15 protein-coding genes are annotated in these 16,986 nt (G+C 72.4%); all 15 read right to left on the bottom strand.

All coding sequences use genetic code 11. The features are described from left to right. Positions 1-2: 2 nt before the first annotated feature. Entirely contained in the window at positions 3-932 is a 930-nt protein-coding gene (gene fmt, locus AB0B61_RS42435; RefSeq protein ID WP_358444909.1) for a methionyl-tRNA formyltransferase, read from the bottom strand. Between the two features lie 2 nt (positions 933-934). Further along, positions 935-1,483 carry a peptide deformylase gene (gene def, locus AB0B61_RS42430; protein ID WP_358444906.1) on the bottom strand — a complete coding sequence of 183 codons (549 nt, stop codon included), beginning with the start codon at positions 1,481-1,483 and terminating at the stop codon, positions 935-937. 25 nt (positions 1,484-1,508) lie between these two features. Continuing rightward, positions 1,509-2,843, bottom strand: coding sequence for a hypothetical protein (locus tag AB0B61_RS42425; RefSeq protein WP_358444903.1), 1,335 nt, complete (start codon positions 2,841-2,843; stop codon positions 1,509-1,511). Between the two features lie 38 nt (positions 2,844-2,881). Then, positions 2,882-4,393 (bottom strand): hypothetical protein, encoded by a 1,512-nt coding sequence (locus tag AB0B61_RS42420; RefSeq protein ID WP_358444900.1) that lies wholly within the window; start codon positions 4,391-4,393, stop codon positions 2,882-2,884. A gap of 49 nt (positions 4,394-4,442) precedes the next feature. Continuing rightward, on the bottom strand, positions 4,443-6,758 hold the full coding sequence (locus tag AB0B61_RS42415; RefSeq protein WP_358444898.1) for a primosomal protein N': 2,316 nt from the start codon (positions 6,756-6,758) through the stop codon (positions 4,443-4,445). Between the two features lie 165 nt (positions 6,759-6,923). After that, positions 6,924-9,338, bottom strand: a complete 2,415-nt coding sequence (locus AB0B61_RS42410) for a LuxR C-terminal-related transcriptional regulator (protein ID WP_358444895.1) — start codon at positions 9,336-9,338, stop codon at positions 6,924-6,926. Between the two features lie 144 nt (positions 9,339-9,482). Next, positions 9,483-10,670 carry a methionine adenosyltransferase gene (metK, locus tag AB0B61_RS42405; protein WP_219532887.1) on the bottom strand — a complete coding sequence of 396 codons (1,188 nt, stop codon included), beginning with the start codon at positions 10,668-10,670 and terminating at the stop codon, positions 9,483-9,485. Between the two features lie 117 nt (positions 10,671-10,787). Further along, positions 10,788-11,117 (bottom strand): hypothetical protein, encoded by a 330-nt coding sequence (locus AB0B61_RS42400; RefSeq protein ID WP_358444892.1) that lies wholly within the window; start codon positions 11,115-11,117, stop codon positions 10,788-10,790. A gap of 67 nt (positions 11,118-11,184) precedes the next feature. After that, positions 11,185-12,429 (bottom strand): bifunctional phosphopantothenoylcysteine decarboxylase/phosphopantothenate--cysteine ligase CoaBC, encoded by a 1,245-nt coding sequence (gene coaBC, locus AB0B61_RS42395; protein ID WP_358444890.1) that lies wholly within the window; start codon positions 12,427-12,429, stop codon positions 11,185-11,187. Between the two features lie 8 nt (positions 12,430-12,437). Further along, on the bottom strand, positions 12,438-12,707 hold the full coding sequence (gene rpoZ, locus AB0B61_RS42390; RefSeq protein WP_214637710.1) for a DNA-directed RNA polymerase subunit omega: 270 nt from the start codon (positions 12,705-12,707) through the stop codon (positions 12,438-12,440). Positions 12,708-12,712: 5 nt separating this feature from the next. Beyond that, positions 12,713-13,285 (bottom strand): guanylate kinase, encoded by a 573-nt coding sequence (gene gmk / locus AB0B61_RS42385; RefSeq protein ID WP_358445028.1) that lies wholly within the window; start codon positions 13,283-13,285, stop codon positions 12,713-12,715. A gap of 139 nt (positions 13,286-13,424) precedes the next feature. After that, entirely contained in the window at positions 13,425-13,748 is a 324-nt protein-coding gene (gene mihF / locus AB0B61_RS42380) for an integration host factor, actinobacterial type (protein ID WP_214637712.1), read from the bottom strand. Positions 13,749-14,337: 589 nt separating this feature from the next. Continuing rightward, on the bottom strand, positions 14,338-15,036 hold the full coding sequence (gene pyrF / locus AB0B61_RS42375) for an orotidine-5'-phosphate decarboxylase (protein ID WP_358444887.1): 699 nt from the start codon (positions 15,034-15,036) through the stop codon (positions 14,338-14,340). Next, on the bottom strand, positions 15,033-15,998 hold the full coding sequence (locus AB0B61_RS42370; RefSeq protein WP_358444884.1) for a dihydroorotate dehydrogenase: 966 nt from the start codon (positions 15,996-15,998) through the stop codon (positions 15,033-15,035). The genes pyrF and AB0B61_RS42370 overlap by 4 nt, the downstream gene beginning before the upstream one ends. A 113-nt stretch (positions 15,999-16,111) precedes the next feature. Next, a complete protein-coding gene (locus tag AB0B61_RS42365; protein WP_357639722.1) occupies positions 16,112-16,969 on the bottom strand; it encodes a dihydroorotate dehydrogenase electron transfer subunit in 858 nt (285 codons plus the stop codon). Positions 16,970-16,986 lie beyond the last annotated feature (17 nt).

The raw sequence follows: 16,986 nt of genomic DNA, 5'->3' as shown, positions 1-16,986 counted from the left end.
TCTCACTCGAACCTGTCGTCGCTCTCAGGACGCACACCGCGCGCCCACTCCCCCGCGCTCATCAGCCGCTTGCCCTGCGGCTGGAGCTCGCCCAGCTCGACCGGGTGGGTCGCGGTGCCGACCAGCACGGTGTTCTTGGTGGCGGCGATGGCGCCGGGGGCCAGTGGCCCGGCCGAGGGGGCGAGCCGGACCGGGCCGAGCTTCAGCCGGTGGCCGCGGAACTCGCTCCAGGCGCCCGGGTTGGGCGTGCAGGCGCGGATCAGGCGGTCGACCCGCATGGCGGGCGCGGACCAGTCGACCCGGGCGTCGGTCACGTTGATCTTGGGCGCGATGCTGACCCCGTCGGCCGGCTGGGGAACCGCCTGCAGCTTGCCGTCGGCCACCCCGTCGAGCGTGGCCGACAGCAGCTCGGCGCCCGAGACCGACAGGCGGTCGAGCAGGGCACCGCTGGTGTCGTCAGGACGGATCTCCTCGGTGACGACGCCGAAGACCGCCCCGGCGTCGAGCTCCTTGACGATCTGGAACGTCGAGGCGCCGGTGATCTCGTCACCGTGCAGGATCGAGTGCTGGACGGGCGCGGCGCCCCGCCAGGCGGGCAGGATCGAGAAGTGCAGGTTGATCCAGCCGAGCGGCGGCACGTCGAGCGCGGACTGCGGCAGCAGCGCCCCGTAGGCGACCACGGGGCAGCAGTCGGGCTCCAGCCCGCGCAGCCGGTCGAGGAACTCGGGGTCGCCGGCCTTGGCCGGGCGCAGCACCTCGATGCCCGCCTCCTCGGCCAGCTCGGCCACCGGCGACGGGTGCACCTTGCGACCGCGCCCCGACTGGGCGTCGGGCCGGGTGACGACCGCGACGACCTCGTGCCGCGGCGAGTCGATCAGTGCGCGTAGTGACGGCAGCGCCGTCTCGGGTGTACCCGCGAAGACCAGGCGCATCGTCAGAGTGCCTTCCCGCCCATGGTGTGCGGGGAGAACTTGACCATGGGGACGGACAGCCCGCTCCACTCCGCCTCGCGGACGGCCTTCATCGCCAGCTTGCGCTGCTTGGCGTCCATCCGGTCGATGAACAGGATGCCGTCGAGGTGGTCGGTCTCGTGCTGGAAGCAGCGGGCCATCAGGTCGGTGCCCTCCAGCGTGACCGGCTCGCCGTACATGTCGAAGCCCTTGGCGACGGCGCGGATGGCCCGCGGCGTCGGGAACGACAGGCCGGGGAAGGACAGGCAGCCCTCCTCGCCCTCCTCGTCGATCTCGGCGGACAGGTCGAGATCGGGGTTGATCAGATGGCCGAGCTGTTCGTCGACGTAGTAGGTGAACACCCGCAGCCCGACACCGATCTGCGGGGCCGCGAGCCCGGCACCGGGCGCGTCCATCATCGTGTCGGTGAGGTCTTTGACCAGCTTGCGGAGCTCCTTGTCGAAGTCGACGACCGGCGCCGCCGCGGTGGTCAGCACCGGGTCTCCGAACAGGCGGATCGACTGGATCGCCAAAGGGTCACTCCGTTTCGTCAGTGGGTCAGCCCAGTTTAGTGTGCGCCAGCGATCGGGCCTTCATCGCGGCTTTGCGGGCTGCCTTGACGACGGCCTTGTCGTCGTGCGCGGTGGCGAGCATGTCGAGCACCGCGATCGTGTCCGGGTGGCCGACGGCGGGCATCTGGCCGACGAGCCGGATCAGGTCCTCGCCCGGCTCGGGGTCCAGCCGGCCCGTGGCGGGGCCGGACAGGTGCATGAGGGCGGCCAGCGAGTCGACCGCGATCCAGGTGTGGTCGTCGGGGCTGAGCGTGGGGGCTGCGAGGTCGCGGATGTGCAGCCAGGACGCGGCGTAGCGGCGCATCAGCGGCCGGTCGAGCGCCTCGCGGACGGGAGCCTCGGCCTCGGGCCCCAGCTCCTCCAGGATGGCGCCGACGGCGCCGCGCTGCCCCGCGGTGCCCTCCGCCGCGATCTCGATGAGGTCGTGCGCGGCCTGCGCGGGCGGCCGGCGCTCCAGCCAGCCGGCGACGGCGCTCTGCGTGGCGGCGCCCTTGACCAGGGCCTCGACCAGCTCGGCGGCTGACAGGTCGGCGAACACCTCGACCTCGGCCGTCGTCGGCGCGTCGTGCCCCTCGCGCAGCAGGTCCCTGCGTACGGCCCAGACGCCGAGCGAGGTGAGCGCGGTGCGGCCGGCCGCGGTCTGCTCGACCAGGCCGCAGTAGGCCAGCAGCGACAGCGCGTCGAGCAGCTCGGCGGGCAGCGAGGCGGCCAGTCTGCGCATCTCGATGGCGCCGGGCTCGCAGGCGACCTCGTGCGACTGCAGGATGCCCCGGGCGAGGTTGGCGATCGCGACGCCGGAACGTACGGAGTAGACGGTGGCCAGCATCTCCGCCAGGTGCTCGTCGACGACGGCCGAGCCGGTCAGGCCCTCGTCGGCGCGGTCGAGCACGTCCATGACCACGCCGTCCCAGAACTCCAGCGTCGCCTCGACCGAGAGCCGCTCCGGCAGCGGCCCTCGCGAAGCGCGCCCGCCGGAGATCTGAAGCAGCCCGGTGTTGACGGCGACGATCCAGACCAGGCGGAGCCGGACGGCGTCGAGGCCCAGCTCGGCGGCGGCGGCATGGGCGTCGGCCTCGACCGGCAGCCCTTCCGGGGTGACCTCGCGGGTGCCGGTCCAGCTCATGAGCCGGATGGCGTCGGCGACGAGCGGCACCGTGGGCACGATCCCGGCCAGCTCGGCGTCGGCAGCCAGCAGGACAGGCGGGAACGTCAACGCCTCTTGCTCCGCCACGGGAGTCTCCTCGGGTGGCCGTGGGGGCACGGCGGACTGCTCATCGATCAGCTTGCGCAGCTCGGCGAGGTCGAAGACGTTGTTTGCCACCCCACGAAACTTACTGCACACGAGTCACATGAGCGTACTCAACGGATGGCTCGGGAGCGCGCCTTGAAGGCGGCCTTGCGCGCCGCCTTGGCCACCGTACCGTCGGGCAGCGAGCGTCCGAGCAGCTCCAGCACGTCTACGACGTCGGGGTGGTCCACGCGCCACATCTCTTCGATGAGGTGGGCGGGCGGGCCGGAGGCGGCCATGTTCTCGGCGAAGATCTCGGGGGCCTCTTCGGCGGCGGGCAGCGCCAGGGCGAGCATGTCGATGCTGACCCACAGCAGCTCCTCCTGGCTGAGCTGCGGGGCGGCCAGCCCTCGGGCGGTCAGCCAGTGGATGGCGTGCGGGCGCAGCTCCTGGTCCTCCAGGCAGGCGCGTACCTCGGGCTCGGCCTCGGCGCCCAGCCGGTCGACGATGGTCACCGCGATGCCGCGCGCCACGGCGGGGGCGCCGGACGCGGCGGCGAGCAGCTCGCCCGCCGCCGTGACCGGGCTGCGGCCGGCCAGCCACCGGCTGATGTCCTCTTCGGCCAGCTCGGTGGGCATGCCGTCGAGCAGGCCCTCGATCAGCCCCGTCGCGTCGGCCTCGGCCAGGTCACCGGCCTGCGGCGCGTCGAGGCCGAGCGCCAGGTAGTGCTCGCGCAGCCCCCACACGGCCAGCGGGGTGAGCCCGGCGGCCTCGCCCTCGACCGCGACCATGCCGCACCAGGCCAGCCGGTCGAGCACCGCGCCCAGATCGGCGCCGCCCGCGTCCGCGACCTCCTCCAGGTAGTCGCCGATCACGGTGACGGGCACGGGCGCCCGCAGCCGGTAGAGCATGTCGAACAGGTCGTAGAGCTCCTCGTCGAGCTCGGCCGAGCCGGTGACCGTGCCGCGGGTGTCGCGTTCGACGATGTGGGCGACGATGTCGGCCCACGCCTGAAGCGGGTCGTCGCCGACGTCGCGCCGCAGCTCCTCTTCCAGATCTCGGTACTTTGCCGCCTTTCCGGGTTTCGCGGCCAGGAGCGGCACGTTCGCCAGCTCCGCCACGAGCGTGTCGGGCTCCGCCAGTCGTACGGCCGGCAAAGGCGCGCACCCCGGGCAGTCGCACGGCGCCTCCCCCAGGTCGGGCAGCTCGCCCGACGGGATCGCGACCGACTGCTCCAGCGACTCGGGACCGATGGAGCTGAACAGGCTCTTGGCCATGCCGAAGTTGGCCGTGTCGGCGAGCGCCTCGGGCATCCTCGGCTCGATGCCGGCCAGCTCCTCGCGCATCGCCGCCGCGATCTCCTCGCCGACCGCGCCCGCCTGTTGCAGGAAATCGACGAGGGTACGGGCGGCGGCCACCGTCTCCGGCGCGCTCTCCGGCGGTGCGATGACCTTGCGAGGGTAGATGGACAGCAGCAGCTCGTCGAAGGTCGCGGGAATGAAGTCGCCCAGCTCGTTGACGTTGAGATAGTCGCTGGCGTAGTCGCAGAGCAAGCGGATTTCGTCCGCGTCCACCACGACACCCCGCGCGCGCCCCCAGGCACGGAGGTCGTCGATGGCCTGGTTCACCCATTCGATCGACACAGGGGCACGCTAATGGCTGGCTTACAGATGAGCGAATCGGGGAAACCGCTTAAATCAGGTCGAGCGGGTCGACACTCACCCGGACGACATCAGGTGCCTTACGGGCCGCACGTACCCCACTGGCCCCTTTGAGCGCGGCGGACAGCGCGGCGCCACCGCCGCGCGGAACGCGGATCATGGCGCGTTCCCTGCCCGCCTCGTCCACCGGCACGGGGCCGAGCACCTGGGCGCCGTCGGGCAGGCGCGTCTCGTCGAGCATCTGCCGGACCGCGGCGGCGCTACCCGTGAGCGTCGCCATCCGTACCGCGGGCGGGAAGCCCAGCTCGGCGCGTTCGGCCAGCTCACGCTCGGCGTGGGTGATCGGGTCCCAGCGCAGCAGCGCCTGTACGACCGGCAGCGCGGCGTCGGCGAGCACCACCACCTCGGCACCGGGCCGGAGCAGGGCGGCGGCGTTCGTCCAGCGGCGCAGCGCCTCCTCGGCGGCGCGCAGGTCCGGCCGGCCGAGCAGCGCCCACGCGTCCAGCAGCACGGCCGCCGCGTAGCCGCCCTCGGCCACCGGCTCGGCGCCGGGCGTGGCGACGACCAGGGCCCGCGTGGCGGGCACGGTGGCCAGGACACCGTCGCGCCCCGAGGTGCGTACCGGGACCGAGGGGAAGGCCCGGCCCAGCTCCTCGGCGGTACGGCGGGCGCCCACGACGACGGCTCGCAGGCGGCGACCACCGCAGTTCGGGCAGCGCCAGCCGGCGTCCACCCGGCCGCACCAGCGGCAGTAGGGGGCGGCGTGACCGCCGCGCAGGGCGAGCGGGCCATGACACGACAGGGGCTCCACGGAAGTGGGGTCACCGCCAAGCCTCAGCCCACCGTGCGTCGTCCCACCGTGCGTCGTCCCACCCTGCGTCGTCCCGTTTTGCTTCGTCCCGCGGCTGGTCGTCGCCGCCATGGCCAGGCCTGGGATGTCGGCGTTGGGGTCATTCACCGCGCCTCCGGGAGCCGCGAGGGCGCTGAGGCGAGTAGGGGGGAGCTCGCAGCGGGCAGGGGCGCGGCAGTTCTGGCAGGCCAGTGCGGGCAGGTAACCGCGCCGGGGCACCTGGATCAGCACCGGACCGGACTCCAGCCCTTGGCGCAGCGCGCGCCAGGCCAGGCTGGGCAGCCTCGCCTGACGGGCGGCCTGGTCCTTGGCGAGTTCGGCGTCCTCTCCGGCGGGATGTACGCGGGGCGCGAGGCCTCTGATCGTGGTGCGGGCGGCGACGATCGGCCTGGCCCAGCGGCTGGCGATGAGCTGCGTGGCCTCGGCGGTACGCGTGTAGCCACCGATCAGCATGGCCGCGCCCGTGCGATGGGCCCTCAGCGCGAGAACCTCGCGGGCGTGCGGGTAGGGGGCCAGCCGTTCGGCGTGAAGGTCGTCACCGTCGTCCCAGATGGCCACCAGACCGAGCGCGGCCACGGGGGCGAACACGGCGGCCCGGGTGCCCACGACCGCCCGTACCTGCCCTCTCAGGACGCGCAGCCAGCGCCGGTAGCGTTCGGCCGGACCCAGGTCCGCGGTGAGCGCCACGTGCCGCCCGTCACCGAGCACCCGGGTGAGCTCGGCGTCGGCCAGCGCCACGTCCTTGCCGTCGGGCACCACGACGACCGTGCCCCGCCCGCCGTCGAGCGTCGCGCGGACCGCCTCGGCCACCGCCCCGGCCCAGCCCTTGGCCCCCGGCAGGGCCGACCATACGGCCCGGGGCATCCTGCCGTTGCGCAGCGCGTCGAGGAACGACGGCCCCATCGGGTAGTCGTCCCAGGGCCCGGCGGACGCGCCGTCCGCCGGGGCGGGAGCGCCTCCGGCCGTGTCGGTAGTCGGAGGGGTGGGCGTGCCGGTCGCCGCATCTCCGGGCGAACCGGGAACCGGCTCGGTTGGCGCGGTGGCCGTTTCGGCGGGTCTTGGGGGGCTCCCTTCGGCCCTGGCGTGGCGGGGTGGGATGGCAAGGCGCAGGACGTCGGCGAGCGTGCCCGCGTAGCGGTCGGCGACCGCCCTGGCCAGGCCCGCGATCTCCCCGGTCAGCACCCGCTCGCTCGACACCACCCGTTCGAGGGCGGTGAGCTTGCCCGTATGGTCGCTCTCCTCGACCCGTTCGAGCACGAACCCGTCCACCAGCTGACCGGCGAACCGCACCCGCACCCGCACCCCCGGCTCGGCCGTCTCGTGCATCGACGCGGGCACCAGGTAGTCGAACGGCCGGTCGAGATGCGGCAGCGGATTGTCGACCGCGACCCGGGCCACCGGCCGCGAAGGAGCGGGTACCGGCGCCCCCTTGGCGGGCTTGGACGGCTCCACCCTCCGCACGGCGTCGAGCGGCAGGAGGGCATCGGAGTCGGTCACGCATTACGTCTACCAGACCCGAACCACCGGCAACGCCCGCACGCCTCTCGGGCCCAAGCCCCACACCCACCCGACCCCCAAGCCATACGCCTCTCGGGCCTCAAGCCCCGCGCTCACCCGATCCCTGGGCCCCACGCCTGCCCGGTCCCCAAGCCGCAACAGGGCTCAGCCTTGCTCGCGCTGCCGTCGCCCGATCACCCAGGCGGCGACCTGGCTCCGCCCGGAGAATCCGAGTTTGGCGAGGATGTTCTCCATGTGAGAGTCCACCGTGCGCCGGGCGACGACCAGCCGCTGCGCGATCAGCCGGTTGGTCAGCCCGGCGGCGACCAGTTCGGCGACATCCGCCTCGCGCGGGGTGAGCGGTGCCCAGAACGGCACGGCCGGGGCAGGAGGCGTGCCGCCCGGCGCGAGCGCGTCGGCGATCGCCTCCTCCTCCGACATGGCGCGGCCCTCCGCGATGGCCTTGCCGTGTTGCCTGCCGAGGGTCTCGCGTAGTACCCGGTGGTGGCTGTCGCGCTCGGCGGCGAGGATCGGCGCGCCGAGCAGGGGGCTCACCTCGTACCCCCACAACCGTTGCGCCGCGCTCAGTAACCGGGCGGCGCGGGCGGGCCGGTCCTGGTCGGCGGCGAGCCGGCCGAGGAGCTCGACGCAGAGCGCCCGCCCGAACGTCATGTGCAGCGACACCTGCGTCCGCAGTGCCGTCCTGGCGAGGGTGTCCGCCTCCGCGTACTGCCCCGCCGTTCGCCGTGCCAGGGCGAGTGCGAGCCCCGTCCAGGCGGCGGTGGCGCCGTCGCCCGCTTCCCGGCCGAGCGCGCGGGCCCGGGCGAGAACCTCCTCCGCCTCGCCGGTACGGCCGGTGAGCAGCAGCGTGAGGCCCAGTTCGACGGTGGCGTCGAGCGGATGGACGCCTTCCCCGGACAGGCCGTCGATGCTCCGGGTCAGGTGGTGTTCGGCCGCGGGCAGGTCGCCCGCGCGGAGGCTCACCGTGCCGCGCGCCTTGGCGAGGTGGAGGGCGCCGCGCGGGCCCAGACGGGCCGCAGGTGCCTCGGCCTCCTCAAGCGCCTTACGGGCCGCCCCCAGGTCGCCGCCGCCGGCCGCCAGGTGGGCGAGCAGCAGCAGGGCGTCGAGCCGTACGGGATCGGGGCAGGAGGTGATGGGCAGCAAGCGTTCCAAGTAGCGGCGCCCGTACCGGGCCATGCCCCCGAACGTCCACAGCCGGCCCAACCGCAGGCCCAGCCGCAGCCCGCGCTCACGGGCGGCCGGGTCGGCGGCGAAGGACTCGAGCGCGGCCCGCAGGTCGGCCCACTCGGCCCTGCCCCAGACGATCTCCGCACCCCGTTCAGGGCCCGCTGCCTCGGCGAGCGCGTAGTAGTGCTCGCGGTGGCGTGCCCGCAGCCGTTTCCGCTCGACGGTGCCCGCCAGGCGGGCGGCGGCGAACTCACGCACGCTGTCGGGCATGCGGTACGCCGCCTGCCCCTCGTCCTGCTCCCTGGTCACGATCGACTTCTCGACCAGCGCCGCCAGTGTGGGACGCACCCGCGCGGCGCGCAGTGGGCCACCGGCGCAGACCGCCTCGGCCGCCGCCGGCTCGAACGTCCCCGCGAACACGGTCAGCCGCTCCCACAGCAGGCGCTCCTCAGGCGAGCAGAGCCCATGGCTCCACGCGATCACGGCCTGCGTGGTCGCGTCCCCGCTCCGCTGCGCACCCGCGTCCGGCGAACGCCTCCCCCGAAGGCCACCCGCGTCCGCTGCATACGTAGCCCGCCGCCCGTTGTCCTCCGGCGCCACCAGGTGCCCGCCCGGGCGGCCGAGCAGGTCTGGACGGCGATCCGGGTCCGGACGGCCAAGCGGGTCCACGTGGCCGAGCGGATCCGGGCGGCCGAGTGGGCCGCCGTACGCGTTCATCTGCGCGAGCAGTTCGTCCACGGGCGACCGGCGGACGTGGACGGCGGCCAGTTCGATAGCCAGCGGGATGCCCTCCAGGCGGCGGCAGAGCTCGGCGACGGACGCCGCGTTCCGGTCGGTGAGTTCGAAGCCGGGGTCGAAGCCGGGATCCACGGCCGCGACCCGGTCGAGGAGGAGCGACACCGACTCGACACGTGCCACGTCGGCGGGCGCCGACTCCCCGCCTGGTACGGTCAGCGGCCGGACGATGACCGTGTGCCCGCCAGGGACGCGCAGCGCCTGCCGGCTCGTGGCCAGCACGTGCAGGCCGGGAGCGGCGCGCAGCAGCGACTGTACGAGGGCCGAGCAGGCGTCGGTCAGGTGTTCGCAGGTGTCGAGCACCAGGAGCAGGCGGCGGCGCGACAGCTGCGTGGTCAGGTCACCGGTGACGTCGAGGGTCTGGGCGATGACCTCTTCGAGGGACTCGGGGTCGGTGTGCCCGGCCAGCTCGACGAACCGGCTGCCGTCGGTGAAGGCCCGCCGCATGAGCTGCGCCGCCCGTACGGCCACGCGGGTCTTGCCCACTCCGGCGATGCCGGTGACGGTGACGAGGCGGCTGCGCTGGAGCATCCGCCGGACGTCAGCGAGCTCCTGACGGCGACCCACGAAGCTGGTCGCCGTGGCACGCCATGACATGATCCATTCCCCAGTTTCCGGAAGATCCAAGGAGACCACGTTACGTCTCCATGGCCCCCCTCAGAGAACGGCCCCCGCCCGACCGGCCGTGAACACGCAGATGCCGCACCCCAACAGCCGGGGTGCGGCATCTGACGGGAACGGTCACAGACCGGCGGCGGACCTCAGCGTCTCGGCGCGGTCGGTCGACTCCCAGGAGAAGCCCTCACGGCCGAAGTGGCCGTAAGCGGCGGTCTCCGAGTAGATCGGGCGCAGCAGGTCGAGGTCGCGGATGATCGCGGCCGGGCGCAGGTCGAACACCTGGAGCACGGCGGCCTGGATCTTCTCGACCGGCAGCTTCTCGGTGCCGAAGCACTCGACGAACAGGCCGACCGGCTGGGCCTTGCCGATGGCGTAGGCGACCTGGACCTCGCAGCGGTCGGCGAGACCGGCGGCCACGACGTTCTTGGCGACCCAGCGCATCGCGTAGGCGGCCGAGCGGTCGACCTTGGACGGGTCCTTGCCGGAGAAGGCGCCGCCACCGTGGCGGGCCATGCCGCCGTAGGTGTCGATGATGATCTTGCGTCCGGTGAGGCCGGCGTCGCCCATCGGGCCGCCGATCTCGAACCGGCCGGTCGGGTTGACCAGCAGGCGGTAGCCCTCGATGTCGATGTCGAGGCCCGCGAGCACGGGGTCGACCACGTGCTCCTTGATGTCGGGCGTCAGCATCTCCTTGAGGTCGATCTCGGCCGCGTGCTGCGTCGAGACGACCACGGTGTCGAGACGGACCGGCTGGTCGCCGTCGTACTCGATGGTGACCTGGGTCTTGCCGTCGGGCCGCAGGTAAGGAACGGTGCCGGACTTGCGCACCTCGGACAGGCGCTGGGCCAGCCGGTGCGCGAGCGTGATCGGCAGCGGCATCAGCTCGGGCGTCTCGCGGCACGCGTAGCCGAACATCAGGCCCTGGTCGCCCGCGCCCTGGCGGTCGAGCTCGTCGATGTCGCCGTCGACCCGGTGCTCGTAGGCGTCGTCGACGCCCTGGGCGATGTCGGGCGACTGCGCCCCGATGGACACCGACACGCCACAGGAGGCGCCGTCGAAGCCCTTGTGGGAGGCGTCGTAGCCGATTTCCAGGATCTTCTCCCGGATGACGCCGGGAATGTCGACGTAGGTCTCGGTCGTGACCTCGCCTGCGACATGGACCTGGCCGGTAGTGATCATCGTCTCGACGGCGACCCGGCTCTTGGGGTCGTCCTTGAGCATGGTGTCGAGAATCGCGTCACTGATCTGGTCGGCGATCTTGTCCGGGTGGCCTTCAGTGACCGACTCGGAGGTGAACAGGCGACGTGACAACTCAGTGGCTCCTCATGCAGCGGCTGCTGACGGACGTGCGGGCTCCGGCGACTGTACCCCGGCCAGGGCCTCGCCGCAGTCTAGCCCTACTCGACGGCGGGTCGCGAAACGGGCGCTTCACAGGTCGGGCAGGGGGTCGGGGGGCAGCGTCTCCGGCGCGAAGATCTCGGCGTCGGCGGCGGCGACCACGGCGGCGTACTCCTCCTCGAACTCGAACGCCATCACGCCCAGCTCGATCACCGGCCCGGAAGCGTGCATGATCGGGCCGAGCCTCGTGTGGCGGGGAAACGTCGCGTGTACGGAGACCGGGCGGTCGCTGCGGAGCATCCTGGTGGCGAGGACGGAGATGGCCGTGTCGGTGACCACGATCAGGAAGTTGGCCGTGCCCGGCGGGCCCAGGGAGAGCGCCGGGAAAACGTAGCGGATCGCCCCCTGATCGCCGAGCAACGTTCTGCATCGATCTCTGACAGTGGAACTCACCGGCATTCCCCGCCCCCTTTTGCCCCCTTATGTCTTAAGTATCGGCAGGCGTTCGGGGATGCCGCAACAGCTTGGCGACCTGATCCCAGACCGCGTCGGCGACGTCGTCCTTGGGACCGCGCGGGATCTCCACCGGCTCGCCGCCCGCGACCAGCACGGTCGCCGCGTTGTCGGGCGTGCCGAAGGCCAGGTCGGGGCCGACCTGGTTGACGACGAGCAGGTCGCAGCCCTTGCGGGCGAGCTTGGCCTGCCCGTTGGCGAGCACGTCGTCGGTCTCGGCCGCGAACCCGACGATCACCTCGGGGTGCGGCCAGGCGGCCACCCCGGGGTGCGGCCCCGCGGCGTGTCGGCGCTCGCCCAGCTCGGCCAGGATGTCTGGATTTTTCACCAGATAGAGGGGTTCGGGGTCGCCATCGGACTTCTTGATCTTGGAGTCCTGCCGCGCGGCGGGCCGGAAGTCGGCCACGGCCGCCGCCATCACCACCACGTCGGCGGCGGCCGAGGCGGTCAGCACCGCCTCGCGCAGCTCGGCCGCCGACTCCACCCGCACCACGTCGGCTCCGGCCGGATCGGGCAGGGACACATTGGCGGCCACCAGCGTCACCTGGGCCCCACGGGCGACGGCCGTGCGGGCCAGGGCGTATCCCTGCAGCCCGGAGGACCGGTTACCCAGGTAGCGGACCGGATCGATGGCCTCACGGGTGCCGCCGGCCGAGACGACGACCCGCCGCCCGGTCAGGTCGCGTGGGCGGTCGGCCAGCACGCGCAGGCAGATCTGGAAGATCTCGGCGGGATCGGGCAGGCGCCCGGGCCCGGTGTCGGCGCCGGTGAGGCGCCCGACCGCGGGATCGATCACCACGGAGCCCCGCTCGCGCAGCGTCGAGACGTTGGCCCGGGTGGCGGGGTGCTGCCACATCTCGGTGTGCATCGCGGGCGCGAAGACCACCGGGCAGCGCGCGGTCAGCAGCGTGTTGGTGAGCAGGTCGCCGGCCAGGCCGTGAGCGGCCTTGGCGAGCACGTCGGCGGTCGCGGGCGCCACCACGACGAGGTCGGCCCGCTGGCCGATCCGTACGTGGGGCACCTCGTGAACGTCTTCCCACACGTCGGTCGTCACCGGGTTGCCGGACAGCGCCGCCCAGGTGGGCTCGCCCACGAACCGCAGGGCGTCGCGGGTCGGGACGACCCGCACCTCGTGCCCGGACTCGGTGAACAGGCGCAACAGCTCACACGCCTTGTACGCGGCGATGCCCCCGCTGACGCCCAGGACGACCTTCTTCATCTAGAGGGTCAGACCGCGCCTTCGATGGGCTCGGCGTTGAGCAGGCCCTCGGCCACCTCGCGCAGCGCGATGGACAGCGGCTTCTCCTGCGCGTGCGTCTCGACCAGCGGCCCGACGTATTCGAGCAGGCCCTCGCCCAGCTGGGAGTAGTAGGCGTTGATCTGGCGGGCGCGCTTGGCACCCATGATCACCAGGGAATACTTGCTGTCGACGATGTCGAGCAGCGCGTCGATCGGCGGGTTGGTGATGCCCTCTGCGACCGGGGCAATTCCTGCCACGATTGTCAGACCTCTCGGTTGGTGGTTTTGATGACCCCCTGAGGGTCAGTCATCAAGGCTATCAGCCGGCGGCACACCTCATTGACACTCGTGTTCACCAGCGTGAGGTCGAATTCCTTCTCGGCCGCCATCTCGACGTGCCCGGCCTCAAGGCGGCGGGCGATGACGTCCTCCGGCTCGGTGCCGCGGCCGCGCAGCCGCTTCTCCAGCTCCTCCCAGGAGGGCGGGGCCAGGAACACCAGCAGGGCCTCCGGCATGCTCTGCCGCACCTGCCTGGCGCCTTCCAGGTCGATCTCGAGCAGCGTGGGCATGCCCGCGGCGAGCCGGTCGAGCACCGGGGCGCGCGGCGTGCCGTACCTGTTGCCCGCGAACTCCGCCCACTCCAGCAGCTCACCCGACTCCACGAGCCGGTCGAACTCCTCGTTGTCGGCGAAGAAGTAGTGCAGCCCGTGCACCTCGCCGGGCCGGGGCTTCCTGGTTGTCACCGAGACCGACAGCCACACCTCGGGGTGTGCCCGCCGGAGCTCGGCGACGACCGTTGACTTACCGACGCCCGACGGTCCGGACAGGACCGTCAGGCGCCGCTCGCTCGAGGGGAGGAAGTCGCCGACCCTCGTTCCAGATCCGACTGCCTCATGGGCCCAAACACTGCCGGACCTGGACCTGTCGGTCACTTCCTACCCCCCGTTGAACCTGCGCTTTCGTGTGGAACCGAGATTAGCTCTCGTTGCCACCGAACTCGCGCTCGAGGGATGCCCTCTGGTTCGCACCGAGACCCCGCACGCGGCGGGACTCGGCGATGGCAAGCCGCTCCATGAGCTGCTTGGCGCGGACTTTGCCCACGCCTGGGAGCGATTCCAACAAGGCCGACACCTTCATCTTGCCGATGACGTCGTCGGTCTGCCCATCCTTGAGCACCTCAGCCAGAGAAACCGCGCCATGCTTGAGCCGGTTCTTGACCTCGGCACGCTCTTTACGGGCCTTGGCAGCCTTTTGCAGGGCTGCGGCGCGCTGCTCAGGGGTCAGGGGAGGAAGAGCCACGCCGGGTCACCTCGAATTTCTGTCGATGTACTCGGACGGGAAGGGAAACTAGCTGGTCATCGCCCCCTAAGCAACGTCAATGGCGGTTTCTCCCCTCACAAAATCCACTTCATCACTCTCCGTACATGTAAAACTACAGAGTGCTGATCAAATCGCCTCCACTTCCCACTTCTTCCTTACACACAGGAAGCGCCGTGGGGGTACGATGATGATCACCCACCCGCCAGGGAACGGTGTCCGAAACGTGCGTGGTTTTGCGTCCGAAACCCCGCCCGAGGTGGGCATCCGTATGCCCTGCGGGGGTGTTCTGACGACCGTGCGCGGGTCGTCGCGGGACGCCGTTCTGGGGTCGGCGTCCCCCCGGGGAAGCGCTCACCGTGCGTACACGGCCACCCGCCGTGACGTGTACTCATGGGAGCGGTTCCACTACGGCCGGGTGACGACGGCTGGACTCACGGCACATCCGCCCGCCACACACGGGCCCGACCAACCACTCGGCCCGCCGCGCGACGGGCCGAGCGGACGCGATGGGCCTGCACAGGCGCGATGTCCGCGTACGACGGAACGGCCCCAAGGGGCGCGAACCCCCTCAGAAGGGGGTCGTGCGCCGCAAGGAGGACGCGATGGCGGCGGCCGTGGCGCCCGGGTCCGGGGAGGCGGTGATCGGGCGGCCGATGACCAGCAGGTCGGCGCCGTCCGCCAGTGCCTGCTCCGGTGTCGCCACCCGCGCCTGGTCCTGGCTGTCCGCCCCGGCAGGGCGTACGCCGGGCGTGATGAGGGTGATCTCCGGACCGACCTCAGAGCGCAGCTCGACGACCTCGTGCGGCGAGCACACCAGGGCCTTGGCGCCCGACTCGACCGACAGGACGGCCAGACGGCGGACCGCGTCCGAGGCGGGGCCGGCCAGCCCGATGCGGCTCAGGTCGGCCTCCGACAGCGACGTCAGCACCGTGACCGCCGCGATCTGGGTGTCCGGGGCCGCCTCGACGGCCGCGCGGATCATCGCGGGGCCGCCGGCCGCGTGGACCGTGAGGATGGCCGGGCGCAGCCGGGCGACCGCCCTGGCCGCCGCCGCGACCGTGTTGGGGATGTCGTGCAGCTTGAGGTCCAGGAAGACCTGTACGCCGCTCGCGCCCCGGATCGAGGCGATCACGTCGGGGCCGTAGCGCAGATAGAGCTCCAGCCCGATCTTCACCGTGGTGACGTGCGGGGTCACCAGGGCGGCCCACCTGGCAGCGGTCTCCAGGTCGGGGGCGTCGAGGGCGACGGCGATGGGTGCGGGCGTCAAGGGGAGCTCTCCTCGGAGTCGACGAGCAGGTGCCGGGGGGCGCTCCCCGGCGGACGATGGGCCAGGCCGACCGCGTCGGCCAGCCGCTGGAAGCCGCGTGCCCGCAGCAGGTCCTCAAGCTCTCGCTCGATGCGCAGGCACGCGTAGGGGTCGTGGAACAGCGCCGTCCCCACTCCGACCGCGCAGGCGCCCGCCAGGATGAGCTGGAAGGCGTCCCTGCCGGTCGTCACGCCGCCGACGCCGATCAACGGCACCCCGGGCAGGGCGGCGTGCACCTGCCACACGCACCGTACGGCGAGAGGCAGGATGGCCGGTCCCGACAGCCCGCCGGTCACGGCCGCGAGCGAGGGCCGCAGCGCCTCGGTGTCGATGGCCATGCCGAGCGGGTTGTTGATCATGGACAGCGCGTCGGCCCCGGCATCCACGCAGGCGCGGGCGACCGCCACGATGTCGGCCACGTCGGGCGCCAGCTTGGCGACCACCGGGACGTCGTACCGCATGATGGAGCGCACCGAGGCGATCACCTCGGCGGCGGCGCTGCCCTCGCGGGCGAAGACCCGGCCGCGGTCCTCGATGTTCGGGCAGGACAGGTTCACCTCCAGGGCGGTGACGCCGGGCGCGTCGGCCAGCCTGCGGGCCAGCGCCGAGTACTCGGCCACCGTGCCGCCGCCGATCGACACGATGGTCCTGATGCCGCGCTGGGCCAGCCAGGGCAGCTCGCGTTCGAGGAAGGCGTCGATGCCGGGGCCCTGGAGGCCGACGGCGTTGAGCATGCCCGAGGGGGTCTCGGCCATCCGGGGGGTGGGGCGGCCGGCGCGCGGGGCCATGGTGATCGAGCTGGTGGTCAGGGCGCCCAGGCGGTGGAGGTCGAAGAACTGGGCCAGTTCGCGGCCGGAGGCGGCGCAGCCGGCGGCGGTGGTGATGGGGTTGGCGAGCTCCACATGCGCCAGAAAAGTCCGCATATCTACCGACACGTCAGCTCACCCGCCGCAGAGAAGCCGCAGAAAAACAGCCACAGACAGGCGCCGCGCCACCAGATCGCGCAGGACGCGGCGGAAAAAGCGGGCAGTCAGTCTCAGCCCGCATGGCGAGCACCGCCCGCGCCCCCAGGCGCCCCCAGCGCGTCGAACGGGATCGTCCCCACATCCTCGAACCGCACCCGCTCCCCCCGGAACACCGGCCCCTCGGCGCAGGCCCGCACCATCCGGGTCACCCCGTCGTCGCCGATGACCGGCAGCACGCACGTCATGCAGACCCCGATCCCGCAGGCCATCGCCTCTTCCACCGCCACCTGAACCGGGATGTCGAACTCCATCGCCACCGCCGTGACCGCCCGCAGCGTCTCCATGGGCGCGCACGCGTAGACCACGTCCGCCCGCGTGTCGGCGATCACCGCGGGCAGCGCGTCGGTCACCCGGCCGCGCAACCCGAGCGAGCCGTCCTCGGTGGTGAGCGTGGTGGTCTGGGCCATCCGCCTGGCCCGCATGGCGCCGAACACCCGGTCCGCGCTGGCGCCGCCCAGCACGAAGTCGACCCGGCATCCGCGTTCGATGAGCTGGTCGGCCACCGGGAACAGCACCGCCGAGCCGTACTCGGAACCGACCAGCACGCAGTGGACCGGGTCGCGGGGCAGCGGGAAGGGCCGGCCGAGCGGCCCGACGAGGTCGATCGTGTCACGCGCCCGGCGCTCGGCCAGCCACGCGGTGCCGGGCCCGCGCACGGTGAAGACGAGCTCCACCGTGCCGCCGTAGTCGGGCTTGACGTCGTGGATGGAGAAGGCCCGCCGCGTCACCATGGACGTGTGGGCCCCGCCGACGGCGACGGAGACGAAGTGGCCGGGCCGGTAGCGCTCGGCGATGCCGGGCGCCACCACGGTGAGGGCATGGTAGGCGTCGACCCGGCGCGTCGTCAGCACCGTGCCCGTCACCTGCACCGGAGTGCCGGCCAGTC

The organism is Nonomuraea sp. NPDC049158, assembly GCF_040648335.1.
GTDB lineage: Bacteria > Actinomycetota > Actinomycetes > Streptosporangiales > Streptosporangiaceae > Nonomuraea.
This window is presented reverse-complemented; position numbering and strand designations above follow the sequence as displayed.

Coding starts and splice junctions, on each gene's coding strand:
- fmt (WP_358444909.1), bottom strand. CDS start 932: ATGCGCCTGGTCTTCGCGGGTACACCCGAGACGGCGCTGCCGTCACTA.
- AB0B61_RS42410 (WP_358444895.1), bottom strand. CDS start 9,338: ATGTCATGGCGTGCCACGGCGACCAGCTTCGTGGGTCGCCGTCAGGAG.
- coaBC (WP_358444890.1), bottom strand. CDS start 12,429: ATGAAGAAGGTCGTCCTGGGCGTCAGCGGGGGCATCGCCGCGTACAAG.
- AB0B61_RS42370 (WP_358444884.1), bottom strand. CDS start 15,998: ATGCGGACTTTTCTGGCGCATGTGGAGCTCGCCAACCCCATCACCACC.